The 22,915-nt window shown below is 73.3% G+C and carries 21 protein-coding genes; 15 read left to right on the forward strand and 6 right to left on the reverse strand.

The features are described from left to right. Positions 1-158 precede the first annotated feature (158 nt). Positions 159-1,502, reverse strand: a complete 1,344-nt coding sequence (locus ACZ5FU_RS10370) for a helix-turn-helix domain-containing protein (protein ID WP_468834124.1) — start codon at positions 1,500-1,502, stop codon at positions 159-161. Positions 1,503-1,679: 177 nt separating this feature from the next. On the opposite strand from ACZ5FU_RS10370, the gene ACZ5FU_RS10375 reads away from it, so the two are divergent. After that, positions 1,680-1,850, forward strand: a complete 171-nt coding sequence (locus ACZ5FU_RS10375) for a hypothetical protein (protein ID WP_451530409.1) — start codon at positions 1,680-1,682, stop codon at positions 1,848-1,850. 168 nt (positions 1,851-2,018) lie between these two features. Here the strand turns inward: ACZ5FU_RS10375 and ACZ5FU_RS10380 are convergent, their stop codons facing one another. Beyond that, entirely contained in the window at positions 2,019-3,293 is a 1,275-nt protein-coding gene (locus tag ACZ5FU_RS10380) for a hypothetical protein (protein ID WP_451530410.1), read from the reverse strand. A 215-nt stretch (positions 3,294-3,508) separates the two neighbouring features. Here ACZ5FU_RS10380 and ACZ5FU_RS10385 point away from each other — a divergent pair, with 215 nt between their 5' ends. Further along, positions 3,509-3,967 carry a hypothetical protein gene (locus ACZ5FU_RS10385; protein WP_451530411.1) on the forward strand — a complete coding sequence of 153 codons (459 nt, stop codon included), beginning with the start codon at positions 3,509-3,511 and terminating at the stop codon, positions 3,965-3,967. Positions 3,968-5,253: 1,286 nt separating this feature from the next. Here ACZ5FU_RS10385 and ACZ5FU_RS10390 read toward each other — a convergent pair. After that, positions 5,254-6,702 (reverse strand): aminotransferase-like domain-containing protein, encoded by a 1,449-nt coding sequence (locus ACZ5FU_RS10390; RefSeq protein WP_469045206.1) that lies wholly within the window; start codon positions 6,700-6,702, stop codon positions 5,254-5,256. A gap of 91 nt (positions 6,703-6,793) precedes the next feature. Between ACZ5FU_RS10390 and ACZ5FU_RS10395 the strand changes: the two genes are divergently transcribed. Then, positions 6,794-7,594 carry an alpha/beta fold hydrolase gene (locus tag ACZ5FU_RS10395; RefSeq protein ID WP_468834115.1) on the forward strand — a complete coding sequence of 267 codons (801 nt, stop codon included), beginning with the start codon at positions 6,794-6,796 and terminating at the stop codon, positions 7,592-7,594. Positions 7,595-7,700: 106 nt separating this feature from the next. Beyond that, a complete protein-coding gene (locus tag ACZ5FU_RS10400) occupies positions 7,701-8,051 on the forward strand; it encodes a hypothetical protein (RefSeq protein WP_451530414.1) in 351 nt (116 codons plus the stop codon). Between the two features lie 162 nt (positions 8,052-8,213). Here ACZ5FU_RS10400 and ACZ5FU_RS10405 read toward each other — a convergent pair whose 3' ends face one another. Then, positions 8,214-10,298, reverse strand: a complete 2,085-nt coding sequence (locus ACZ5FU_RS10405) for a PhoX family protein (RefSeq protein ID WP_451530415.1) — start codon at positions 10,296-10,298, stop codon at positions 8,214-8,216. A gap of 255 nt (positions 10,299-10,553) precedes the next feature. Between ACZ5FU_RS10405 and ACZ5FU_RS10410 the strand changes: the two genes are divergently transcribed. From ACZ5FU_RS10410 to ACZ5FU_RS10430, 5 genes are all read left to right on the forward strand, one after another. Continuing rightward, positions 10,554-12,581 (forward strand): VWA domain-containing protein, encoded by a 2,028-nt coding sequence (locus ACZ5FU_RS10410; RefSeq protein WP_469045207.1) that lies wholly within the window; start codon positions 10,554-10,556, stop codon positions 12,579-12,581. A 170-nt stretch (positions 12,582-12,751) separates the two neighbouring features. Further along, positions 12,752-14,482 carry a methionine--tRNA ligase gene (gene metG / locus ACZ5FU_RS10415; RefSeq protein ID WP_451530417.1) on the forward strand — a complete coding sequence of 577 codons (1,731 nt, stop codon included), beginning with the start codon at positions 12,752-12,754 and terminating at the stop codon, positions 14,480-14,482. A 203-nt stretch (positions 14,483-14,685) separates the two neighbouring features. After that, positions 14,686-15,615, forward strand: coding sequence for an RpnC/YadD family protein (locus tag ACZ5FU_RS10420; RefSeq protein ID WP_469045208.1), 930 nt, complete (start codon positions 14,686-14,688; stop codon positions 15,613-15,615). Between the two features lie 169 nt (positions 15,616-15,784). Then, on the forward strand, positions 15,785-16,273 hold the full coding sequence (locus tag ACZ5FU_RS10425) for a hypothetical protein (protein ID WP_363087625.1): 489 nt from the start codon (positions 15,785-15,787) through the stop codon (positions 16,271-16,273). A 92-nt stretch (positions 16,274-16,365) separates the two neighbouring features. Next, positions 16,366-16,731, forward strand: coding sequence for a PH domain-containing protein (locus ACZ5FU_RS10430; protein WP_451530419.1), 366 nt, complete (start codon positions 16,366-16,368; stop codon positions 16,729-16,731). Between the two features lie 13 nt (positions 16,732-16,744). Here ACZ5FU_RS10430 and ACZ5FU_RS10435 read toward each other — a convergent pair whose 3' ends face one another. Continuing rightward, on the reverse strand, positions 16,745-16,954 hold the full coding sequence (locus tag ACZ5FU_RS10435; RefSeq protein WP_469045209.1) for a DUF397 domain-containing protein: 210 nt from the start codon (positions 16,952-16,954) through the stop codon (positions 16,745-16,747). Beyond that, positions 16,951-17,826, reverse strand: coding sequence for a helix-turn-helix domain-containing protein (locus tag ACZ5FU_RS10440; RefSeq protein ID WP_469045210.1), 876 nt, complete (start codon positions 17,824-17,826; stop codon positions 16,951-16,953). The genes ACZ5FU_RS10435 and ACZ5FU_RS10440 overlap by 4 nt, the downstream gene beginning before the upstream one ends. Before the next feature lie 154 nt (positions 17,827-17,980). Here ACZ5FU_RS10440 and ACZ5FU_RS10445 point away from each other — a divergent pair, with 154 nt between their 5' ends. The 6 genes from ACZ5FU_RS10445 (at position 17,981) to ACZ5FU_RS10470 (ending at position 22,901) form a co-directional block, all read left to right on the forward strand. Beyond that, the gene (locus ACZ5FU_RS10445; protein ID WP_451530422.1) at positions 17,981-18,412 is read left to right on the forward strand and encodes an ATP-binding protein; all 432 of its coding nucleotides are present in this window, start codon (positions 17,981-17,983) and stop codon (positions 18,410-18,412) included. 303 nt (positions 18,413-18,715) lie between these two features. Then, positions 18,716-19,675, forward strand: coding sequence for a helix-turn-helix domain-containing protein (locus tag ACZ5FU_RS10450; RefSeq protein WP_469045211.1), 960 nt, complete (start codon positions 18,716-18,718; stop codon positions 19,673-19,675). 89 nt (positions 19,676-19,764) lie between these two features. Then, positions 19,765-20,112 (forward strand): hypothetical protein, encoded by a 348-nt coding sequence (locus ACZ5FU_RS10455; protein ID WP_451530424.1) that lies wholly within the window; start codon positions 19,765-19,767, stop codon positions 20,110-20,112. Continuing rightward, complete coding sequence (locus ACZ5FU_RS10460) at positions 20,109-20,366, forward strand: hypothetical protein (protein ID WP_451530425.1); 258 nt, start codon at positions 20,109-20,111, stop codon at positions 20,364-20,366. Before ACZ5FU_RS10455 ends, ACZ5FU_RS10460 begins: the two co-directional genes overlap by 4 nt. Before the next feature lie 5 nt (positions 20,367-20,371). Beyond that, positions 20,372-20,713 carry a hypothetical protein gene (locus tag ACZ5FU_RS10465; RefSeq protein WP_468644885.1) on the forward strand — a complete coding sequence of 114 codons (342 nt, stop codon included), beginning with the start codon at positions 20,372-20,374 and terminating at the stop codon, positions 20,711-20,713. A 235-nt stretch (positions 20,714-20,948) separates the two neighbouring features. Next, positions 20,949-22,901, forward strand: coding sequence for a pentapeptide repeat-containing protein (locus ACZ5FU_RS10470; RefSeq protein WP_469045212.1), 1,953 nt, complete (start codon positions 20,949-20,951; stop codon positions 22,899-22,901). Positions 22,902-22,915 lie beyond the last annotated feature (14 nt).

Genomic DNA, 22,915 nt, shown 5'->3' on the forward strand with positions numbered 1-22,915 from the left:
CGACCGGCGCCGGAAACCGACCCGGCTCAGGCCTCCCCGGGCCTCCTCCCCCGTCAGCCGGACGGTGCGGCCCGTCGGCGACGCCGCCGGTGCGGGAACCCGGCTTCGGCGGAGAGCGTCCCGTGCGGGCCGGAACCCGGCGGGAGGCCCCGCGGGGGTCACAGGGGCGGCTGGGCCGGTGCCGGTCCCAGGGTCGTCGTGCCGGGGGCCGTACGGTGGCCGAGGCCCGTGCGGTAGGCGTCCAGGGCGGCCTCCACCCGGCCGTTGCGGCGCAGCAGGTCGCCGAGGAGACGGCACAGGTCGGCGAGGTCGCCGGCGGCGCCCGCGCGTTCCAGCAGGCTCAGGGCGCGGACGTAGTGCTCCTCGGCCGCGTCGGTGTCGCGGGCGTCCTCGGCGATGATGCCGAGCAGCCGGTGCGCACCGGCCGCGTGCACGGCGCCGCGCTCCGAGGACAGGTCGTCGAGCACCCCGTGCAGCAGGGCGGCGGCCTCCTCGGACTTGCCCCGGCGGTGCAGGACGTCGGCCAGCTCGACGGCGACCTGGCTGGTGTAGAGGGCGGCGCGCTGGGCCGAGAGCATGGCCTGCGCCTGCCTCAGCTCGTCCTCGGCCCGCTCCAGCTCGTCGTTCTGGGCGTAGACGTAGCCGCGCATCCAGTGGCAGTTGGCGAGTTCGGTGCGCAGCTGGAGCCGGCGGTACAGCTCGGCGGCCTTGGCCAGGGAGGCGTCGGCCTCGGCGAGACGGCCCTCGGCGAGGAGGGTGCGGGCCACCGAGCGGTGCATCCGGGCGACGAGGGCGGGATCGCCCGCCTGCGGCGCGAGCGCCAGGGCGAACTCCGCGGCCTGGGCGGCGCGGGCCTGGGCGCCCATGTCCATGTAGGGGCCGATGACGGAGGCGTAGAGCAGCAGCAGCGCGTCGGGGTCGTGCAGGCCGCCGCGGTTCAGCTCGTCGAGGGTGGACTCCAGCAGGTAGACGGCGTAACGGAGTTCACCCGCCAGGTAGTGGGCGACGGCCCGGCCGCGCAGGGCGGGGACGCGGGCCGGGAGCGGGGCGTGCGCCAGACACCGCTCCGCCCGCTCGAAGTGCCCGCGGGCCGCCTCCAGCTCGCCGGTGTCGATCCCGCACTCCCCGAGCCCCAGCAGGGCGGCGGCCTGCTCCTCGACGAGACGGTGCTCCTCGGTCTCCGCGAGCAGCTCCGCGAACTGCCGCGCCGCCTGCTCCGCCTCCCCGGTGGCCAGGGCGCGCTGGGCCTCGGTGAGGCGCATCCGCAGACCGGTGACGAGCCGGGCGGAGCGGCCGGTGGCCAGCTCCTCGAAGTCGACGCCGAGCCGCTCCGCGATGTGCTTGAGCGCCTCGTCGGAGGGCCGCACCCGGCCGGCCTCCAGGGTCGAGACGTAGGCCGGGGTGTAGGTCGGCTCGGCCAGCTGGCGCTGCGTGAGCCCCTGTTCGACCCGCAGCCGCTGCACCCGGCGTCCGATGACCTCCGGTTCGTCCCGCTCGCCCACGGCCCGAATCACCCTCAACTACCCCTGACCCTCTTGCCGTTCGGCTTGCGCAGCCCCTAGGTTAAACGGCGTGTTAAGCATGCTTAATACACGGTTGACGCGACGGCCGCTGCCGTTCCCGCTTTTTGTCCACCGTCGCTTTTCGCCCCTGGTCGCCGCCGACGTTGCGAGGTTGCCGTGCAGGAACGCACATCCGCACCCCACGGGCGCCCCTCGTGGCGGTACGCCAGGGCCCTCGCGGCGGCCCTCATAGCCGTGGCGGCCCTCGTCACCGCCGCCAACGCGGTCCCGGCCCCCGCCACGGACACCCCCCGGCTGTCGACCGGCGCGGAGCAGGCCGGCGAGTGAGGCACGCGGACACGCCACGGCGGCCCCGGCTGCCGGAGGCGGGACGCGGCTGACGCCCGGCCGGACCGGACCCGGCCAGGAGACGGTGCGGATCCGACGGTCGACGGGCCCGGCAGCCGGCCGGACCAGCCCCGGATACGGGCCGGTCCTGACCGGCCCTGACCGGTCCTAACCCTGCGTCTGGAGCTGGCGGAGCTGCTCGCGGACGTGGTCGAGGGCGCCCTGCCGGCGGCCCGGCACCCGGCCGCGCAGCTCCGCGAGCGCCGGGCCGAGATCGCGGGCCCGGCTCCGGTCCGTGATGCGCCCCCACTGGTGGTGGGCCCGGTCCACGGCCGCCTCGACCGGCGCCGCGTCGGCGGGCTGCCCCGCGCTCAGCCTCGCCTCCGCGACCGCCATCCAGGTACGGCAGCTGCGCTCGGCGTCGCCCGCGAACATCGCCAGGTCAGCCCGCACCTCGGACCAGTGCAACGCCTCCTCCGACCCGGCCCCGTGCGCGACGAGCGCGGCCTGCTCCCGACCGGCGGCGAGATCGTCGGCGGCGGGATGGTCGCCGGCCTGGACGGCCGCCGCGATACGGGCGTGGGGGTCGTCCGCCGGCTCGTCCGCCGACCCGTCCGGCGTCCGAGGGCGAGACCCGTCCGGGACCGGCGGCAGGGGGCCGATGGCACCGCCCCCGGGGACGGGAAGGGGAGGGCCGACGGGAGCGAACTCACCCGGGGCACCCCCACCCGCGCCCGGCACGGAGCCCGCACCCGGCACGGGGCCTCCACCCGGCACGGGACCCGCGGGCACGGAGACCCCGCCCGGCACCGGCCCCGCACCCCACAGCACCAGGTCCCCCACCTCCCCCTCTCCCGCGATCCGCGCCAGCGCCGTCTGGTGCAGCTGCTCCGGCGTCGGCCGCCCTCCGCTCCGCAGCACGGTGGCGACCGCCTTCATGTACGTGGGCGCGGCCACCCTCCGCCGCCCCGCCGGCGGCGCGACCCGCCCGTACACGGCGACGCCCGCCCCGCACTCCAGCCCCCGCCCCCGCAGCCATCCCCAGGTCTCGGCGTCCGCGTGCAGGTCGAGCAGCAGCGTCGTCGTCCCGGCCGCCCGCAACCGCAGCTCCTCGCGGAACCAGTGCCAGGGGAAGCCGGTGTAGCGCACGGTCGACGGCGTCGTACGGGCCAGCGCCAGGTGCGGCAGCCGCTGCCTGCGGTCGAGCTGGAGCTGTCCGGCGACGAACACGGTCAGCGGTCCGGGCGCCGCCGCCGCGGCCCGCAGCCGGGTCAGCACGGCCTGCGGCTCCAGCGGATCGGCGAGTTCGACGACGTTGGCCGTGTCGGTGCCGGCCAGGACGGCGGGCGGCACGGCCGCGAGCACGGGGAGCACGGACGCCGCGTCCACCAGACACCCCTTGCCCACGGGTGAGGCCGCGAGCAGCAGCACGGTTCCGGGCATGGTCCCTCCCCCTCGATCACGTACGTCAGCACCGTAACCGCTGCTGCTGCAAACGGGGGCCTCAGGTCAGCAAACGTCCCCCTACGGGGCCTTCGTCTCCGTCCGCGGGCGCCGCCTCCCGGCGCGCCCCGCGCGGAAAGCGCCTCCCACCGACTTGCCGGGGCCCCCGCCCAGGTGTGCCCTGGAAGCGGGGGCCGGCAGAGAGGAGTGCTCCCATGGCTCATGCGGCACCCACACCGGGCACGCGGGCACCGGCGCTGACGGAGTCCCGCGCGGGCGGCCTGCCCGACGTCTTCGGCGCACGCACCCACCTGGTCATGAAGTGGGCCATGCCCGTCGGGCTCGGCCTGGTCTACGGCTACTGGGCCGCGGCGAACCGGCGCAGCGGCGGGCCGATCACCGGCTGGAACGTCCTGTTCGGCCTCGTGACCGCGCTCGTCTTCATCGCGCTGTACGTCGCCGTCCGCGCCGTGGCCCCGAAGCTGCCGCGCGAAGTGCACGCCCTGCTGTGGGCGGTGTTCGCCGGCTGCGCGGTCGGTTTCCTCGTCAACCAGAGCGGATCGAGCACGGTGTACTCCGCGGGCGTCTCGCTCGCGGTCGCGGCGGGCTTCTTCGCGGTGATGTTCTACCGCTACTACACGCACGAGGACGCGGAGGGGCACCGCATCGGATAGCCACCCGTCCCCTGCCGTACGTGGGCCCCGGCGGTTCTCGCCGGGGCCCACGTCTTCCCTCATCCCTCCACTCACCGGAGGGGCGGGACCCACTCCCGCTCCTCCGAGGAGGTTCCGGTGGCGCCTCCGGCGACGCTCCACGGAGCCGGTGTCCGCAGGGCGGCCGTCCTGCGGGCGGCTGTCCGCGAGGCCGGAGTGACGCGCATGATCGCCTCTCTTCTCCCCAGATCCATGAGACACCCGTTCGGGTGAACACTCCACCGGAGGGCGGAATCCCCAGGTCCGGCCGGGTCCGGCCCGACGCGACCCGGCGCGACCCGGTCCGGGCCCGGTCCCGGCCGAGACCCACCCGAGCGACCGCCGCGGTCCCGTCGCCGTCCCGCCGCCGTCCCGCCACCGTCCCGTCGCGGTCCACCCGAGTGGCCGCCCCCGCTCGCGCGTCCGGCGCGCACGGCCTTGCCTGGAGGCGTGTCCCGACGTCCGCGGACCGCCGTGCCGGCCGCCCTCATCGCCCTGTCCTGCCTCCTGACGCCCTTCGGCGCACTGGCGGCCTGGGCGGCGTACGGCCTCACGGACACCGGCCGGTACGGCACCACCACGGCTCCGCTCGCCACCGACCCGGCCGTGCGGGACGCCGTGGTCGACGCGGTCGGCGACGGCGTCCCGCGCAGGGCGGCCGCCGAACGCGGCCCGCTGCGCCCCGGAGACCACCCCCTTCGTGCACGACGCGCCGCGCTCCTTCACCCGCACCCGCGCCTGCCGCACCGCGTGGGTGGCGGGCGACGAGGCCGCGCACAGCGCCGTGATGCCGGCCCCGCACGACGACCGCGACCGCGACGTCACCGTCGACCTGGCCCCGGTCGCCCTCCGCGTCCGCGCCCGACCGGCCTCCGACCACGTCGCGTTCGCCGACCGGGTGCCGCTCGCGCACACCCGCGTCGCACTGCTGCCGGCCGATGAGCCGGCCACCCTCCGAAAGGGCTACCGCGTGCTCGACCTCGCCGGTCTCTGGCTCCCCCTGGCCGCCGCCGCCCTCGCCGTGACCGGCGTCGCCGTCGCGGCCCGCCGCCGCCGCGCCCTCACCGCGGCGGCGCTGGGCACGGCGCTGGGCGGCGCGTTGCTCGGCCTCGCGATCGCCGTCGCCCGGCACCTCACCCTCACGGGGCCGGCCGGCGGGGCGGGCCGCCCCGCCGCGGCCGCCGTCTACGACGCCCTCACCGCCGGCCTGCGCACCGCCTCCTGGTCCCTGGTGGGCGCGGGCCTGGCGGTGGCGGCGGGGGTGCGGCTCACGCGGTACGTGTGGGTGGCACTCCTGGTCCGCCGACGCCGGGTGACGGCCGGGGCGGCCGGGGCGGTTCCGGCAGCTCCGGCCACCCCGTCGGCCCCGGCGACTCCCGCTGCCCCGACGGCACCGGCCATTCCGCCGCGATCCGGGCCAGCCGCCGCAGCGCCCGCTCCAGCTCCCCCTCCGTCGCGGACGCCAGGCCGAGTCTGACCGCGTCCGGGGTGCGGTGCGGGTCGACGGTGAAGGCGGTGCCGGGGGTGACGGCGATGCCGTGCGCGGCGGCGGCGGCCGTGAAGGTGTCCGCCCGCCACGGCGCGGGCAACTCCCACCAGGCGAAGTAGCCGTACGGATCGGTCCGTACGGCGAACGCCCCCAGGTGGTCCGCGAGGATCCGCTGACGCCGGGCGGCGTCCGCCCGCTTCGCCGCCACCAGCCGCGCGACCGTCCCGTCCCCGGTCCACCGCACGGCCGCCTCCAGCGCGAACCGCCCCGCGCTCCACCCCCCGGACCGCACGGCGGCGGCCACCGCGTCCGTCCGGTCCGGCGGTACGACGAGGAAACCGGCCGTCAGCCCCGGCGCGACCCGCTTGGACAGGCCGTCGACGACGTGGGTCAGGCCGGGCGCGTGGGCGGCGAGCGGGACGGCGTCCGGCCGGAGGAAGGACCAGACGCGGTCCTCGATGACGGGCAGCGCCAACTCCTCCACCGTGCGCGCGAGTTCTCGCAGGCGGCGCTCGCTCGTGGTCAGCGACGTCGGGTTGTGCAGGACCGGCTGGACGTACAGGGCGGCGAGGGGGGCGGTCCGGTGCGCGGCGCGCAGGGCGTCCGGCCGCGGCCCCTCGCCGTCGCCGCCGATCGGCACGAGCACGATTCCCAGCCGGGCGGCGATCTCCTTGACCAGCGGATACGTCAGCTCCTCCACGCCGACCCGGCCGCCCGGCCGGGCCAGGGAGGCGAGGGCCGCGGCGACGGCCTGGCGGGCGTTGCCCGTGAAGAGGAGCCGCGCGGGTTCGGGGCGCCAGCCGGGGACGGCGAGCAGCCGGGCCGCGGCGGCACGGGCGGCGGCGGTGCCGTCGGCCGCGGCGGTGCGCATCGCCGCGGTCAGCACGTCGGCCCGCAGCAGCGGTGCGAGTCCGGGCGCGAGCAGCTCGGACTGGCCCGGCGCCACGGGATAGTTGAGCTCCAGGTTGACCGGCGCGGCCGTGGCCGGTTCGACCAGCGCGCGCCCCTGGGGGACGGGCGGCGCGGCCCGCACGAAGGTGCCCCGGCCGACCTCGCCCACCACCAGTCCGCGCCGCACGAGTTCGCCGTAGACCCGCCCGGCCGTCGAGGGGGCGATCCGGTGCGTGCGCGCGAACCGCCGCTGCGGCGGCAGCCGTTGGCCCGGCGCCAGCCGTCCGCACGCGATGTCGTCGGCGATGCGGTCGGCGATCGCCCGGTAGTCCCCCACGTTCCCTCCCCGTCCTCCCGGCTCCTCCGGCATTGCACCGAGGGCAAAGATCTTATTGCACCGACGAGTTGAGCGGACCTAGGGTCGACGCATGCCCCCCTTCCTCGCGTACCAGGACGAAGGAGCGGATACCGCCGGACGTGTCCCCCTGGTCCTCGTCCACGGCCATCCCTTCGACCGCACGATGTGGGCCCCGCAGCTGGAGTCCTTCGCCCCCTCCCGCCGCGTCGTCGCCCCCGACCTGCGCGGTTACGGCGCCTCCCCGGTCACCCCCGGCACCACGCCCCTCTCCCGCTTCGCCGAGGACGTCGAGGACCTCCTCGACCACCTGGGGGTGGACGCCCTCGTCCTCGCCGGGCTGTCGATGGGCGGCCAGATCGCGATGGAGTGCCTGGCCCGCCTCGGCGACCGGGTCCGGGGCCTGGTCCTCGCCGACACCTCCGCCGAGCCCGAGACCCCCGCCGGCCGGACCGCCCGCAACGCCCTCGCCGACCGCCTCCTCACCGAGGGCATGCGCGGCTACGCCGACGAGGTCCTCCTCAAGATGGTCGCCCCGCACGCCCCGCCCGCCGTCAAGGCCCACGTCCACCGCATGATGACGTCCGCACCCCCCGAGGGCGCCGCGGCGGCCCTGCGCGGCCGGGCCGAACGGCCCGACCACCGCCCGCTGCTCCGTCGCGTCACCGTCCCCGCCCTCGTCGTCGTCGGCGCGGACGACGAGTTCACCCCCGTCCGCGACGCGGAGACCCTGCACGCCCTCCTCCCCGACGCGGACCTGCGGGTGATCGACGGCTGCGGCCACCTGCCGAACCTGGAGCGCCCGGCCGCTTTCGACGCGGTGCTGGGGGAGTTCCTGGCACGCGTGGACGGGGACCGGCACGACGAACGGTGAGGCGACCGGCACGGCGGGTGACACGGCCGGTGACGCGACGGGTGACACGCCCGGCGGGGCCGCAAACCCTTGGCCCGCCGGCCGCCCCCGCCTCTACCGTCACCCCATGAGCAGCACGACGACAACGACCCTCTGGCGGCCCACCGGCCCGGAGGAACTGGCGCTGGTCGAGGCCTCCGGATGGCGGGGATGGCCGCCGCGCCTGCCGGAACAGCCGATCTTCTACCCGGTGCTGAACGAGGACTACGCGATCCGCATCGCCCGCGACTGGAACGTCCCCGCGTCCGGGGTCGGCTACGTGACACGGTTCGAGGTGGAGAGCGACTTCCTCGCGCGCTACCCGGTGCGACAGGCCGGCGGAAAGACCATCCTCGAACTCTGGATCCCCGCGGAGGAACTGGACGACCTCAACGCGCACATCGTCGGGACCATCGAGGTCGTGGGGGAGTTCCGCTGACGTACGGCCGGGGACGGGGCGCCGGGCCGCCGTCCCCGGCGGAGGGACCGGACGACGCGCCGGCCCCGTCTCTCTTCCCCCCGCCTCACGACGGTGGCGGTGAGGACGACCGTCCTCACCGCCACCGGCCGCGTGCGTGCCCCTCGTGCGGGGCGGGGTGTCTCAGACGCCGATGTCCTGGCCGTCCTCGCGCCACACCGACACGACCGCCGGGCGGACGATCCGGCCGGGCCCGTCGGGCCAGGTGCTCTTCGGGTTCTCCACGGAGGCGCCGTCCAGCTCGCCCGGGTGCTGCACGGCGATCAGCACGCGCCGCTCCTGGATGAGCGGACCGCAGGTCTCGGCGCCCGACGGCACCGTCAGGAACTGCTTCAGCTCACCGCGCCGCGAGCCGCGGGTGGCGACCCCGAACAGCCCGTCGTGCGAGCCGAGCTGCGCGCCGTCCGTGGAGATCCACAGGTTGCCGTGGGAGTCGAAGGCGACGTTGTCCGGGCAGGAGATCGGGCTGACGGCGTCCTTCGGGAAGCCCGCGAAGTACGTCGCCGGGTCCGCCGGGTCACCGGCCACCAGGAACAGCGACCAGGCGAACCTCGTCGACTCCGGACGGTTCCAGCGCTCGGTCAGCTCCAGGACGTGCCCGTGCTTGTTGGCGTTGCGCGGGTTGGCCTCGTCCGCCTTGGCGTTGGAGCCGACCCCGCGGTTGCTGTTGTTGGTCAGGGCCACGTACACCTTGCCCGTGACCGGGTTCGGCTCGATGTCCTCGGGGCGGTCCATCTTCGTCGCGCCGACCTTGTCACCGGCGAGGCGGGTGAAGACGAACACCTCCTCGGCGGTCATGCCCTCGACGTGCGAGACGGCGCCCTTCGCGGTGGCGGTCGCCAGCGGGATCCACTCGCCGGCGCCGTCGAACTCGCCGTCGGCCGGGAGCTTGCCCGTGCCGTCGATCTCGATCGCGGGGGAGTCGCCGGTGAGCCTGGCGACGTACAGCGTGCCCTCGTCCAGCAGGGAGAGGTTGTGCTCGCGCACCGACCGGCTGCTGCCGTGCCTCATCCGCTTGCTGCCGACGAACTTGTAGAAGTAGTCGAAGCGCTCGTCGTCACCGGAGTAGACGACCGGACGGCCGTCGTGCGTGAGCCGGACGGTCGCGGCCTCGTGCTTGAAGCGTCCCAGCGCGGTGTGCTTGCGGGGCGTGGACGTCGGGTCGTACGGGTCGAACTCGACGACGTAGCCGAAGCGGTGCACCTCGTTCGGCTCCTGGGCGACGTCGAAGCGCTTGTCGAACCGCTCCCACTTGCGCTCGGTGGCCCCGGTCCCGATGCCGTAGCGCTTGTCCGTCGCCCGGCCGCTGTTGGCGAAGTACTGGTTGAAGTTCTCCTCGCCGTGCAGCGTCGTGCCCCACGGGGTGGTGCCGCCCGAGCAGTTGTTGAGCGTGCCGTACACCTTGGTGCCGGTCGGGTCGGCGGAGGTCTTCAGCAGGTCGGACCCGGCGGCGGGCCCGGTCAGCCGGAACTCGGTGGTGGCGGTGACCCGCCGGTTCAGCTGGTGACGCGGAACGGCGACGAGCTTGCCGGTCCTGCGGTCGCCCTCGACGACGACGGCGGACAGGCCGTGCGCGGCCCAGGCCACCTCGACCTGCTGCCGGGTGGGGTTGGCGGCGTCGTAGCCGCGGAACATGAGCACCTCGTCGGTGTACTCGTGGTTCGCGACCAGCAGCTGCCGGTTCCGCTCGCCCGGCAGCGGCAGCAGCGCCAGGAAGTCGTTGTTGTACCCGAACTGGCCCGCCTGGGCGGCCGCCGTCTGGTTCTCCGGGTCGAAGGCCGGCGCCCCGCGCAGGATGGGCTCGCCCCAGCGGATCACGACGTTCTGGTCGTAGCCGTCCGGTACGACGACGGCGTCGACGGTGTTCGGCGCGACGCTGCCGTAGCGCAGCCCGCGCGCGCCGGACGGCTTCGACGGCTTCGAGGGCTTCGACGGCTTCCCGTGGCCGGGGACAGCCGCGTCGGCCGGACGCGCCCCGGCGACACCGGCCGCCCCGGCGGCACCCGCCACCGTGACGACGGCGGCGGCGCGCATCATCGAGCGGCGGCTGAGGGCCCCCGCGATGACGTCACCGACGTACTCGTTGTCGCTGGTGTTGGGCACCTCGTGGAAGCAGGCGTCACCACACCGGAAACGACAGGTCATGGCGGAACGTCCGCCCGGATGCGACTGGGACGGCGTTCCGATCAGCGGCAGCAGCTTGCGCACCTTGAATCTCCCCTTGCGTGCCCTTGGGTGTGAGCGTGACGGTAGGGGCACGTATGTGCGCAGGCGCTGACGCTGAGTGAACGGCGGGTGAATCCCCGGCTGCCACCAGGGGGTCCACCGGACCGGGAGGCGGTGTTGACACACCAGCCCGACGCCCACTCACCCCTGCCGAAGATCACCCCCGGGGGCCGCTAACCTTACGTGTCCGTCCTGGCCAGGGATCGACGGGAACAACTCACGCGAAGGGTTGCGCACATGGGCATTCTCACTCTCCTGCGGAACGCGTTCGGCCGTTCACGCAAGGAGCGGACCGCCGAGGCGGAGGGTGCGGCAGGGATTCCTTCGCAGTCCGAACCCGCGAACCACCCCGAGCCGCAGCCGGCCGAGCCGGCGGCTCCCGCACCGGCCGCCTCCGCCCCCGCGCCCGAGCCGGCGGCCCAGGTCCCCGAGCCCCGCACGGCGGCCGAGGAACACGAACTGGTCGCGGCGGCCTTCGACAACGTCACGGTCCCGGACCAGACGACCCCCCCGAAAACCCCCACCCCGACCTCGGAGGAGCCCGCGACTCCGACCTCGGAGAAGCCCGCGACTCCGACCTCGGAGAAGCCCGCGACTCCGACCTCGGAGAAGCCCGCGACTCCGGAGGAGCCTGCGGCTTCCGAGGGGCCCGAGGCGTCGGAGGAGCCCGCAGCTGCGGAGGAGCAGCCGGCTGCGGAGGAGCCCGAGGCGTCGAAGGAGTCCGCAGCTGCGGAAGAGCCTGCGGCCTCGGAGGAACGGGAGCCGGAGGCGGAGGCGACGACGGAGCCGGTCGCGGAGACCGCGGTCGAGCCCGCGGCCGAGCCGGAGCCTGAAACGGCCGCCGAGCCGCTCACGGAACCGGAGCCGGAGGCCACGGCCGAGCCGGTCGCGGAGACGACCACCGCATCGGCGGAGGAGACGGCCGACCCGATCACGGAGACGCCCACCGAGCCGAAGGCGGAGGCCGCAACCGAACCGGAGGCGGAGACTGTCACCGAGCCGGAGGCGAAGGCCGCCACCGAGCTGGAAACGACCACCGAGCCGGTCGCGGAGAAGGACGAACCGGCTGTCGTGGAGCCGGTCACCGAGGCGGCCGCGCCTGCGGTCGAGGAGCCCGTCGCCGAGGAGCCGGCCGAGGACGTGACCGAGCCGGCCGTCGAGGAGCGGGCCCCGACGGCGACGGAGCCCGCGGAGGCCCCCGAGGTCGCTCAGGAGCCCGAGGCCGCGGCAGCACCCGAGCCCGCGGCAGAAGACGAGACCAAGGCCGAAGACGCGCCCCAGGTCGAGACCGAGGCCGCATCCGAGACCGAGGCCGCGCCCGGCCCCGAGGCCACGCCCGGGGCAGAGGACGAGGCCGCGTCCGAGACCGAGGCCGAGGCCACGCCCGAGGCCGCGGCAGAAGACGAGCCCGAGCCCGAGGCCGCGTCCTCGGCCGAGGCCGAGGCGCCTGCCGCCGAGGCCGACGCGGCAAAGGACACCGAGCCCGCGGCCGCCGACGGCGAGGACGCCCCACAGGGGGCACCCGCGGACGACGTCGAGACCCGCACGGGTGGTGCGGGTGGGAACGACTCCGCCGAAGGCGAAGCCGAGGCGGACGTGACCCCCGCCCCCGTCCCCCCGCACCTCACCACCGCCCACAAGGCCGCCGCGGCCACCCTCACCAAGCTGGACCTCGCCGCCGCCGAGGCGGACGTCTACCTCGTCCTGGACCGCTCCGCGTCCATGCGCCCGTACTACAAGGACGGCTCCGTCCAGGCCCTGGCCGACCAGACCCTGGCCCTCGCCGCCCACCTCACCGGCGACGAGGAGGCGGCCGTCCACGTCGTCTTCTTCTCGACCGAGCTGGACGGCACCGCCGACCTCACCCTCGCCGACCCCGAGAGCAGGATCGACGACCTGCACGCGGAGCTGGGCCGCATGGGCCGTACCAGCTACCACGCCGCCGTGGAGGCCGTGACGGCCCACCACGAGAAGCGGAACGAGGAGCACGCGTCGTCCCCCCGCCGCCCCGCCCTGGTGGTCTTCCAGACGGACGGCGCCCCGGACGCCAAGACCCCCGCCACCCAGTCCCTCGCGGACGCGGCGGAGAACCACCCCGCCCTCTTCTTCTCCTTCGTCGCCTTCGGTGAGCACGACAACAAGGCGTTCGACTACCTCCGCAAGCTGAAGACCGGCAACACGTCGTTCTTCCACGCCGGTCCCACCCCCCTGGAACTCACGGACCAGGAGCTGTACGAGGGCGTACTGGCCACCTGGCGCCCGTAGCCCCACCGGCGGGAGCCTCCCGCCCCACCGGAGGGAGCCCTCGCGGGGCTCCCCTCCCGCACCGCCCCGACGCCGCCCGCTTCTCACCCCGTAAAACGGGAAGCGGGCGGCGTACCCGTGTCGGCTACGATTTGAAGGATCCGTACATAGCAACCTGGGAGCAGCCCCCGATGGCTCGACACCTCATCACCAGCGCCCTTCCGTACATCAACGGAATCAAGCACCTGGGCAACATGGTGGGGTCCATGCTCCCGGCGGACGTGTACTCCCGGTACCTCCGCCTGCGCGGCCACGACGTCCTGTACATCTGCGCGACGGACGAGCACGGCACGCCGGCCGAGCTGGCGGCGAAGGAGCAGGGCCTGCCGGTGGCGGAGTTCTGCGCGCAGGCGCACGACGCCCAGAAGGCGGTCTACGACGGCTTCGCGCTGGCCTTCGACCACTTCGGCCGCAGCTCCTCGCAGCAGAACGTCGAGATCACCCAGCACTTCGCCCGCCGCCTGCACGAGAACGGCTTCATCGAGGAGCGGGCGATCCGTCAGGTGTACTCGCCCACCGACGGCCGTTTCCTCCCGGACCGCTACGTGGAGGGCACCTGCCCCCACTGCGGCTACGACAAGGCCCGCGGCGACCAGTGCGAGAACTGCACCCGCGTCCTGGACCCCACGGACCTGATCGACCCCCGCTCGGCGATCTCCGGCTCCACGGACCTGGAGGTCCGCGAGACCAAGCACCTCTTCCTCCTCCAGTCCAAGCTCCAGCACGAGGTCGAGGAGTGGGTGTCCCGGCACGAGGCGCAGTGGCCCCAGCTGGCCTCCTCCATCGCCCGCAAGTGGCTGACGGAGGGCCTGCACGACCGCGCCATCACCCGCGACCTGGACTGGGGCGTCCCGGTCCCGGCCGACACCTGGCCGGACCTGGCCGCCGAGGGCAAGGTCTTCTACGTCTGGTTCGACGCCCCGATCGAGTACATCGCGGCGACGAAGGAATGGGCGGACGCGGCGCCCGACGGAGAGGTCCGCGACTGGAAGTCGTGGTGGTACGAGGCCGACGCGGGTGAGAACCCCGTCCGCTACACCGAGTTCATGGCCAAGGACAACGTCCCGTTCCACACGGTGATGTTCCCCGCCACCGAGCTGGGCGTGCGCGAGCCGTGGAAGATGGTCGACTACGTCAAGGCCTTCAACTGGCTGACGTACTACGGCGGGAAGTTCTCCACGTCCCAGAAGCGCGGCGTCTTCACCGACCAGGCGCTGGACCTCCTGCCCGCCGACTACTGGCGCTACTTCCTCATCGCCAACGCCCCCGAGTCGGACGACTCGTCCTTCACCTGGGAGCACTTCACCGCCACGGTCAACAAGGACCTCGCCGACACCCTCGGCAACTTCGTCAACCGCGTGCTGTCGTTCTCGAAGAAGCGCTTCGGCGAGGAGGTCCCGGCGGGCAGCGCGCCCGGCGAGGCCGAGGCGAGGCTCGGCACGGAGATCGCGCGTCTCCTCGCCGAGTACGAGGAGCAGATGGAGGCGCTCCAGTTCCGCAAGGCGGCCGCCGCGCTGCGTGCGCTGTGGTCGGCGGGCAACTCCTACCTGGAGGAGAAGGCCCCCTGGCTGGAGATCAAGACCGACAAGGACGCCGCGGCCCTGACGCTGCGCACGGCGATGAACCTGATCCACCTGTACGCGGTGGTCTCGGAGCCCTTCATCCCGGCGACGGCGAAGGTCATGCGCGAGGCGTTCTCCCTCCCCTCCGACACGGCCACCTGGGTCACCGAGGCGGAGGCGAAGGCCCTCACCGCGGTCCCGGCCGGCACCCCCTTCACGGTCCCCCCGGTCCTCTTCGCCAAGCTCACGGACGAGGACCTGGAGACGTACAAGGAGCGCTTCGGCGGCCAGGAGGCATGACCTCGTCGACGACGTAGTACGTCCCGACGCCCCCGGAGCAGTCACCAGACCCGCTCACCCACCGGCACCGCCGACGGGTGAGCGGGTCTGGTTCTTCACCGACACCGACGAGCAAGGCCGTTGAACGTTTCTTCGCTCCTCGAAAGGGTGAACTCCTCTGTATCAGCCCGATAGTCGCCCATAGGTCGATCTACGGTGCGCACATGGTCACATCAACCCACGAGGCCGCACACCGGATCTTCCAGGACCATCCGGAAGCCCTCGACCTCGTCTTCGAGACGCTGGGGGTCCCTCCCCCGGCCAAGGAGGACTACAAGGCGCTCAGCCCTGACGCCACGGAGATCCGACCGCTGGAACGCCGGGTCGACACGGTGCTCAAGGTCGAACCGCCCGAGGGGGAGAGCTATCTGCTCGCCATCGAGTCCCAGACCAAACAGGACCCGGACAAGGCGACGAGCTGGTCCTACTACGTGGCGTACCTGAGCGCGAAGTACGCCATGCCGGTGCTGTTGGTCGTGGTCTGCCGGGACCGGCCCACGGCGAACTGGGCCGCGGGCCCCTTCCCGTGCACCGTGGGCACGTGGACCACACAGGTCACACACCCCTTCGTGCTGGGGCCGGACACCGTCCCGGAGATCACCGACGAGTCGACGGTGGCCCGGCAGCCGGCGTTGGCAGTGCTCTCCGCGATCGTCCACAGCGAGAGCCGCAGGGCCCCCGCCATACTGGAAACGCTGGCCCGCGGATTCCAGTCGCTCGGCCGGGGCCCCACGAAGTACTGGTGCGAGGCAACCGAAGTCGGCCTGGAGAACACTCCGGTCAAAGTGAAATGGAGAGAGCTGATGTCGAAGGTCATCACCTACTTCCCGGGGCACGGGACGCTGTTCGAGGAGACGTACCTGGAGGGCAAGGCGGAAGGCCTGACCGAGGGCAAGGCCGAGGACCGTGCCTCGCTCGTCCTGCGCGTGCTCGACAAGCGGGGCGTCGACGTCCCGGAGGACACGCGCGAGCGCATCACCTCCTGCACCGACCTCGACACCCTCACCCTCTGGTTCGACCGGTCCCTCACCGCGACCACGGCCGAGGACCTGTTCGCCGACGCTCCCGGGGACGACTCGCCCCAGGCTTCCTGACCGCGAAGCCGCGGCACGCGGGCGAGGGACCGGCCGTGTCCCTCGCCCGTGTCCGCGCCCGCGTCCGCGTCCGCCCGGAGCGGAGGCCAATCCGGACAGGGTGTGGCGGAACCGGCGCAGGGGTGTCCCCCGCTCCGCCATGTTCTTGCCGAGCCGTATGGTTTCCGCCATGGCAGTTCCCGAGGTCGTTCCGATCGCCTACCGGCCGAAGCACCGCACCGAGTCCATCGGGCGGTACGCGGACGGCCAGTTCCTCGCGTCGGTCACGTACGCCTTCCCGCAGGGCTTCCGTCCCGACGACGGCTGGGAGGAGCACAAGCGCCTCTACACCGTGCTGCACACCTTCGACGCCGAGGGCCGCTACCGGGACTCGGACATCTGGTGCGCCGGCACCTGGGCGCAGCAGCAGCGCGACCCCCACGGCGACGACTCGCCCCTGACCCGCGCCCGCGTCCGCCTGGCCGGCCTCCTGCGCAGCCTGCCCCGCCGCTCGTACACGGACATCGCCGTCCGCCCCTTCCAGGTCACCCACGAGGACGTCCTGTTCGGCCTGGTGGTCCGCAAGGACGAGGACGGCGACGAGGACGAGGACTGGGCGGAGCTGTACCCGGACCGGCTCGGCTTCGGCGCCCCGTGGGACGGCACCTACGACACCTGACGGGAACCCCCGCCCGACACGGCCGCGCAACTGTCCGGCATCCCGGCGGCGTCCCTCACCACGACAGCGACGACACAGTGGGGGACACCTTCATGGCTCTGTTCGGCAACGCGCACACCATCGACTCCGGCACGGCCCAGCAGGACTACGCGCGGCTGCTGGGGCAGGGGGAGCGGGTGCACGCCGCGTACCTGCTGATCCGCGACACCATCCTGTTCACCGACCGGCGGCTGCTGCTGGTCGACAAGCAGGGCATCACCGGGAAGAAGGTGGAGTACCACTCCGTCCCGTACCGCAGCATCACGCACTTCGCGGTGGAGACCGCCGGCACCTTCGACCTCGACGCCGAGCTGAAGATCTGGGTGTCGGGCACGGCGACGCCGATCCAGAAGACGTTCACCAAGGGCGTGGACATCTACGAGGTCCAGGCGATCCTGACCCAGTTCGTGGCGGGGTAGCCGGACCCGTACCTCAGCGTACGGAGGCGTACCCCACGAAGTCCGCCCAGGCGCCGGGGGAGAGCGCGAGACGGGGGCCTTCGACATGCTTGGAGTCACGCACATGCACTGCGTGGTGCGTGACGGCAAGCTCGACGCAGGAGTTGCCGTCGTTTCCGCCGCTGTAGCTGCTCTTGAACCACGCCAGTTCTGAGCCGTCCCCGGCAGTGGTCTTGCGGATCATGTCTCTCCCAGCAGTTGCTCGACGAAGGCCAGCGACTCCCGTGGTGAGAGCGCCTGAGCCCGGATGGTGCCATACCGCAGCTCAAGGATGCGCAAGTGTTTGAGTTCGTGGATCGGCCGACCGTTGAAGGCGCCGTCGGAGCGGCCCACCGCCGTACCGTCTGGGAACTTCAGCAGCTCGATCCGACCGTCCAGGCCGGAGTGGGTGTCGCAGTCCATCGGCATCACCTGAAGCACGACGTTGTGCAACCGCCCCACCTCCAGCAGATGTTCAAGCTGCTGACGCCACACCATTCTGCCTCCGATGGGACGCCGCAAGACCCCCTCTTCCAGGACGAAGCTGAGCGCCGGCGCGGGCGAGCGCTCGAAGACCGACTGCCGGGCCAGACGCGCGGCCACCATGCGTTCCACATCGTCCGGCGAGTACGGCGGCTGCGCCGCCCCGATCACCGATCGTGCGTGCTCCGGCGTCTGCAATAGCCCAGGGACGATGTGGCACTCGTACAACGCGATCTCGACAGCCTTGGCCTCCAGCTTCCCCAGCTCTCGAACCTTCTTCGGATACCGGACCTTCTTCACGTCCTCCCAGGCCGCCGCGAGGAGTCCGCCCGCGCCCAGCACCTCGTCGGCCCTGTCCAGGTACTCCTGCCGGGGGATCCGCTTGCCGCCCTCGACCTTGTAGACCAGGTCCTCCCCGTACCCGACCGCCACCGCGAAGTCGGCGGCCCGCATCCCCACCGACTCCCGCCGCAGCCTCAACTGCCGCCCCACCGTGGCGAGTACGGCCACACCCCACTCGTCGTCGGGGTCCACCTCCCACCCCGGCTCGTCCGCCTCGGTCCGGAGCCGCACCGCCTCGCCGTCCACCGACATACCGCACCCCTCCGTCGTACCGCCGTGCCGTGACGCCCTTGTCCGCGGGCCCGTCTCCGACGGTCCGGACAGCGGCCGACAAGCTCCGGACAGTCACCCTACGTATCAGCACTGTCACTGTTCACGGTAAGCACGTGCGGCCACGCTCGGTCACGTGAACAGCGAAAAGTCCACCCAACTTCTGCCGCCTGCCGACCACTTCAGCGTGCTCCTGTCACCCACGCCCCGCGGCGCCCGCCTCGCCCGGCTGCTCGCCGTGGACTGGATGCGCGACCGGGACCTGCCCCACCGCGTCGCCGAGGCCGCCGAACACCTCGTCGCCGAACTCGCCGCGAACGCGGTCGTCCACGGCCGGCTCCCCGGACGCGACTTCCGCCTCGCTCTGCTGGCCCGTGGCGCGGTCCTCCGCGTCGAGGTCACGGACACCCGCGGTGACGACCTCCCGCACCGCCGGCGGCCCGCCCCCGACGCCGAGTCCGGACGCGGCCTGCTCCTCGTCGAGGCCCTCGCCGACCGCTGGGGCGTGCGGCTCGGGCCGGTCCCCCGCAAGACCGTATGGGCAGAACTCGACCTACCGCCACTCTGACCAGCGGAAACGCCACCGGCACCGGAACCCGATCGCGCGGGTTCCGATGCCGTCGGCCGTCTTTTTCAAGGACCACCGGGGAGAAAGAAACCCCACCAAGCCCCACCCCTCCCGCCCACGGCGCAGGCTCACTCTCGCGAGTGAACATCACCAACTGGAGTGGATTTGTGACGGGTTGCCTGCCCTACGCTCAGCGCAGTACGGCACACCAGCGCACGTACCGCCCCAGACACGCAAACGGCCCCCGCCGGGACTGGCATCCCACGGCGAGGGCCTGACCACCAAGGAAGAAGCACCTTCCCGATGGACACCGAAAACCCTAGCGTGCACCCGCACGCCCAGTCTCGTAACAGCGGGAAAAACCACCCTTACCGGCGCGCTCACGCCCAGGGGCACCCCGGTGGCGTCACCCACGACAACAGCCGCCACACCACCCGCTTCACGGTGATCGGCAACCACCTCACCCAGCACCCGGACCTCTCCCTGCTGGCGATCGGACTGGCCTGCCACATCCAGTCCCTCCCCGCCGGCGCCCCCATCGGCATCAAGACCCTGGCCGCCCGCTTCCCCGAGGGCCCGACCCGGATCGCCGCCGCCCTGCGCGAGCTGGAGACCCACGGCTACCTGCGGCGCACCCGGGAACGCACCCCGGCCGGCCGCATCGTCACCCGCACCGTCTCCTGCAACCAGCCCGGCCGAGGCGACGCCACGTCCGGAGCGGGCCAGGCGACCGAGCCCAAGCCCAAGCCCCCCGCCCGCCGCGCGGCCGACGCCCCGCAGCGGGAACCCGCACGCCGCCGCGCCCTCCCCGCCGTACCGAAACCCTCGTACAGCTCCCCCGCCCTCCTGCGGACGGCCACCGACGTCCTCGCCGGCCTGCGCCGCGAGGACCCCCGCCTGCTGCTCTCCGCCACCGACGCCGAACACCTCGCCCCCGGCGTCGTCGCCTGGCTGGAGCGCGACCTCACCCCCACCGCCGTACGCAAGGCACTGGCCCGCGACCTGCCGCTGGAGCCCCTGGTCCGGCCCGCCGCCTTCCTGGCCCACCGCCTGACGGACAAACTGCCGCCCCTCCCGCCGTACCGCGCTCCCGAGCCACCACCGCCCGTCCGGCACCCCCTGCGCTTCTGCGACACCTGCGACCTCGGCTACCGAGGCCCCGACCCCCACCACTGCCGGGGCTGCGCCTCAGCGGGTGTCGGTTCCGGTGTCCCCGACACCAAAACCGACGAGCCGTCCCTCGGTGAACAGGGCCGGCCGTGACAGGCCGCTCGCAGCCTGCCCGGTTCCCGGTCCGGCTCCTCCGTGGCCCCGTCCGGATACCCTGGCCAGGGCACCCTGTGGAGGACACCATGAGCACTCAGGCCGATCACGGACACGAGCTGATCCCACGTCCCGAGCAGACTCCTGACGCCCTGCGCACGGCTCTCGCCGTGGTCGATCCGGGGCGCCTGGACGAGATGCAGGCCACGAAGGACGACGCCTTCACCAAAGCCGTGGAGTGGCAGTCCCTGAGCCCCGTGCGGAGCTGGGTCCTCACCTGGGCCCGAGACATCGAGATCGCCCGGCGTCCTGCTCTGTCCTCCCGCTTCGCGCAGGCACAGAGCAGGCTGGAGCACGAGAATCCCGTCATCGCCGAGGAGGCTCTGCGAGAGCTGAGCGCTGTCCTGGACGAAGCCATGAAAGCAGTGCGCGGTTGAGCTGGAAGTGGGAGTACGCCTTCGGTGCGGAGGAAACCGCCCGCACCGCACCCGCCGACTTCCTCGCCGGTGTGAAAAGGAAGGCGGACGAGCTGGTCGGAGCCGCCGAAGCCGTCCACCTTCACGGCCGGGCCCACGAGGGCATCGACCCGAAGGGGGGCGACGTCATCGTCCCCGGCGGTATGTTCAGATACCAGGTCGTCGTACGCAGCGAGCGTGTCTACATCGTCCAGATCACCTACCTGGGGTACTGAAATCGATGACGACCGTTCTACGGGATGCGCCGCAGAGCATCACCGACCCGATCGTCGAACTCGTCGCACAAGGCCTGGGCAAGCAGCCGGCCGCACACCTGCGGAGGAACCCGGTGGCCGTGGACCTCTCCTTCTACACGTCACCCCTCTCCGAGGAAACCCGCGACGAGGGCCGAGCTCAGCGCGCCGCCGAGGACGTCCTGGACATCCTGGAGGTGCGCGGCATCGACGTCCCCGAGGCGGTCCGGGAACGCGTCACCGGCTGCGGCGACCCCGAGATCCCGCGCCGCCGGCACCGGCGTGCGGTCACGGCCCCGACGGCCGAGGACGTCTTCACGGACGAGTAGGCCCGGCCCCCGCTCCCCCTCACCGGCGCCGGTCGCGGCCCGGTGACGCCGCCCCGTACCGGCAGGACCGGTCCGCACGGCCATCTTCACCGTTCCGGGGACTCGCGCGGCCCGCCACGGGCATACTCCACGGGCAGCCGGCCGGGGGGCCGGCCCGTGGCGGGGACGGCGGGGGGCCGGCACAGTGGATTTCACGTCCTGGGGGGACTGGGCACGCGCATGCCTGGGTGCGGCGGTGTCGTACCCGCTGCTCATGGCGGGCTGGTGGGCGGTCGCCCGCGCGGCCGCCTTCGGTGATCCGCACCGGCACAGCGGCCGCCGCGTCGCCTTCGTGCCGCGCCGCGCCGTCCGGCCGCGGACGGAGGCCCTGCGCCGGCGGCTGCACACCGCGCTGGCACTGCGCCGGCACCAGGGCGTGACGGGTTCCGTCCCGGCCGCCGAACTGCTGCGGCGCCTGGTGGAGGCGGACCGCTCGGCGCGCGTGCTGGCGGCCGGCCGCCGGGTGTGGTGCCTGGCCGTCCCGCTCACGCTGCTCGCGGGCGCCGTCCTGCTCGGGACGTGGCTCCTCGTGTTCGAGTACGTGATGGCGGGCCCCCTCGCCGCGGTCGACGGCCCTTACCCCTACCTGGCCAGGCTCTTCGGCACGGACGGCTGGTACATCGCGAACGACGAGGCCTGCTCCTCGTGGTCCGTGCTGAGCGGGTGCGACCCGGACGTGCGGCCGTGGTGGTACGGCACGGAGTCGGGGCTGCTGTTCGGGCTCGCGTTCGCGTCCCTCGTCGCCGCGTGGCGCGTACGGCGGGCGGCCGCGCGGAGTTTCGCCCTCTGGGCACGGCAGGAACCACCCCTCCTCGCCTGCCTGGACGCGCTGACGGCCTGCCGCGACGCCCTGCGCCCGGCACCGCCGGAGGCGACCGTGCTCGACGAGCGCACGGTCGGGCTCACCGCCGCCCTGCGCGCCTTCGCCCGGGAGGGCCTCCCCCTCGCGCGGGAACGGCGCGCCGAACTGGAGGCGCACACCACGCGCGTGACCGAGACCCTGGAGGAGGCGACGGGCCGGTACCTGCGCGACGGCGCCACGGCACTGCCCGCCCTCGTCGCTCTGCTGGCCACCCTCCAGGACCGGCTGCACGCCTCCCGGTGGTTCGCCCTGCTCGACCCCGCCCAGCTCATCCCCACCCCCGCCCCCGGCCCGGTCCCGGCCGCCGCCCCGGCGGCCGCGCCCTCCGCCGACGCGGGCCGCTGGCAGCGCTACATGTGGGTGGCCACCGCGATGCCCGCGGTACCGGCCCTGCTGGCCCTCGTCTTCACCGCCATGACGATCAGCCAGGCCAACCAGAACCTCGGTCTCACCGAACGCAACCAGGTGGCGTCCACGTACAACGAGACCGTCGCCAACCTGGGGGACGAGTCCATCGACGTGAGGTCCAGCAGCATCCACGCGCTGGGACGCATCATGCGGGAATCACGCAGCGAACAGCCGACGATCGTCAGCATACTGAGCGCCTACATACGGGAGCACGCGAAGATGCCCGGCACGGCGGCGGCGGAGCGCCTGCGCAAGAACGACAAGACGCGCGCCCCCGGCGACGTCCAGGCCGCCCTCGACGTGCTGGGCTCACGCCCGGAGGCCCCGGAGGGCGAACCGACGATCGACCTGCGCGACACCTTCCTGGTGGGCGCCGCCCTCTACGGGACCTTCGACAACGCCGACCTGCGGGGCGCCGACCTCACCCGGGCCGACCTGCAGAGCGGCCGGTTCGCCCTCGCCTGGTTCGACAACGCCCGCATGAACGACGCCTACCTGAGCGACGGCACCTACACGGAGGCGGACTTCCTCGGAACGGACCTGAGTGGTGCCTGGCTGGATGGCGGGCAGTTCCAGAACGCGGATCTGACGCAGGCGAAGCTCGTCGGCGTCCACGGCAACTACGAAGGCCGGTCGGCCCAGTTCTTCAACGCCGACCTGACGGCCACAGACCTGACGGACGCCGACCTGAGGGGGGTGAACCTGGTGCAGGCCGATCTCGGGCGGGAAACCGCCCAGGGCCTCCCGGCCGCGACCGTCACCGGCACGGTCCTCATCGGAGCCGACCTCACCGACGCCCTGCTCGACGGTGTCGACGTCGACGCCGCCGTGCGGGAGGAGGCGGACCTGGCGGAGAAGGCGTCGGCCCAGGGCGGCTGACGCGACCGCGGTCC

Source organism: Streptomyces sp. NPDC031554 (genome assembly GCF_055580685.1).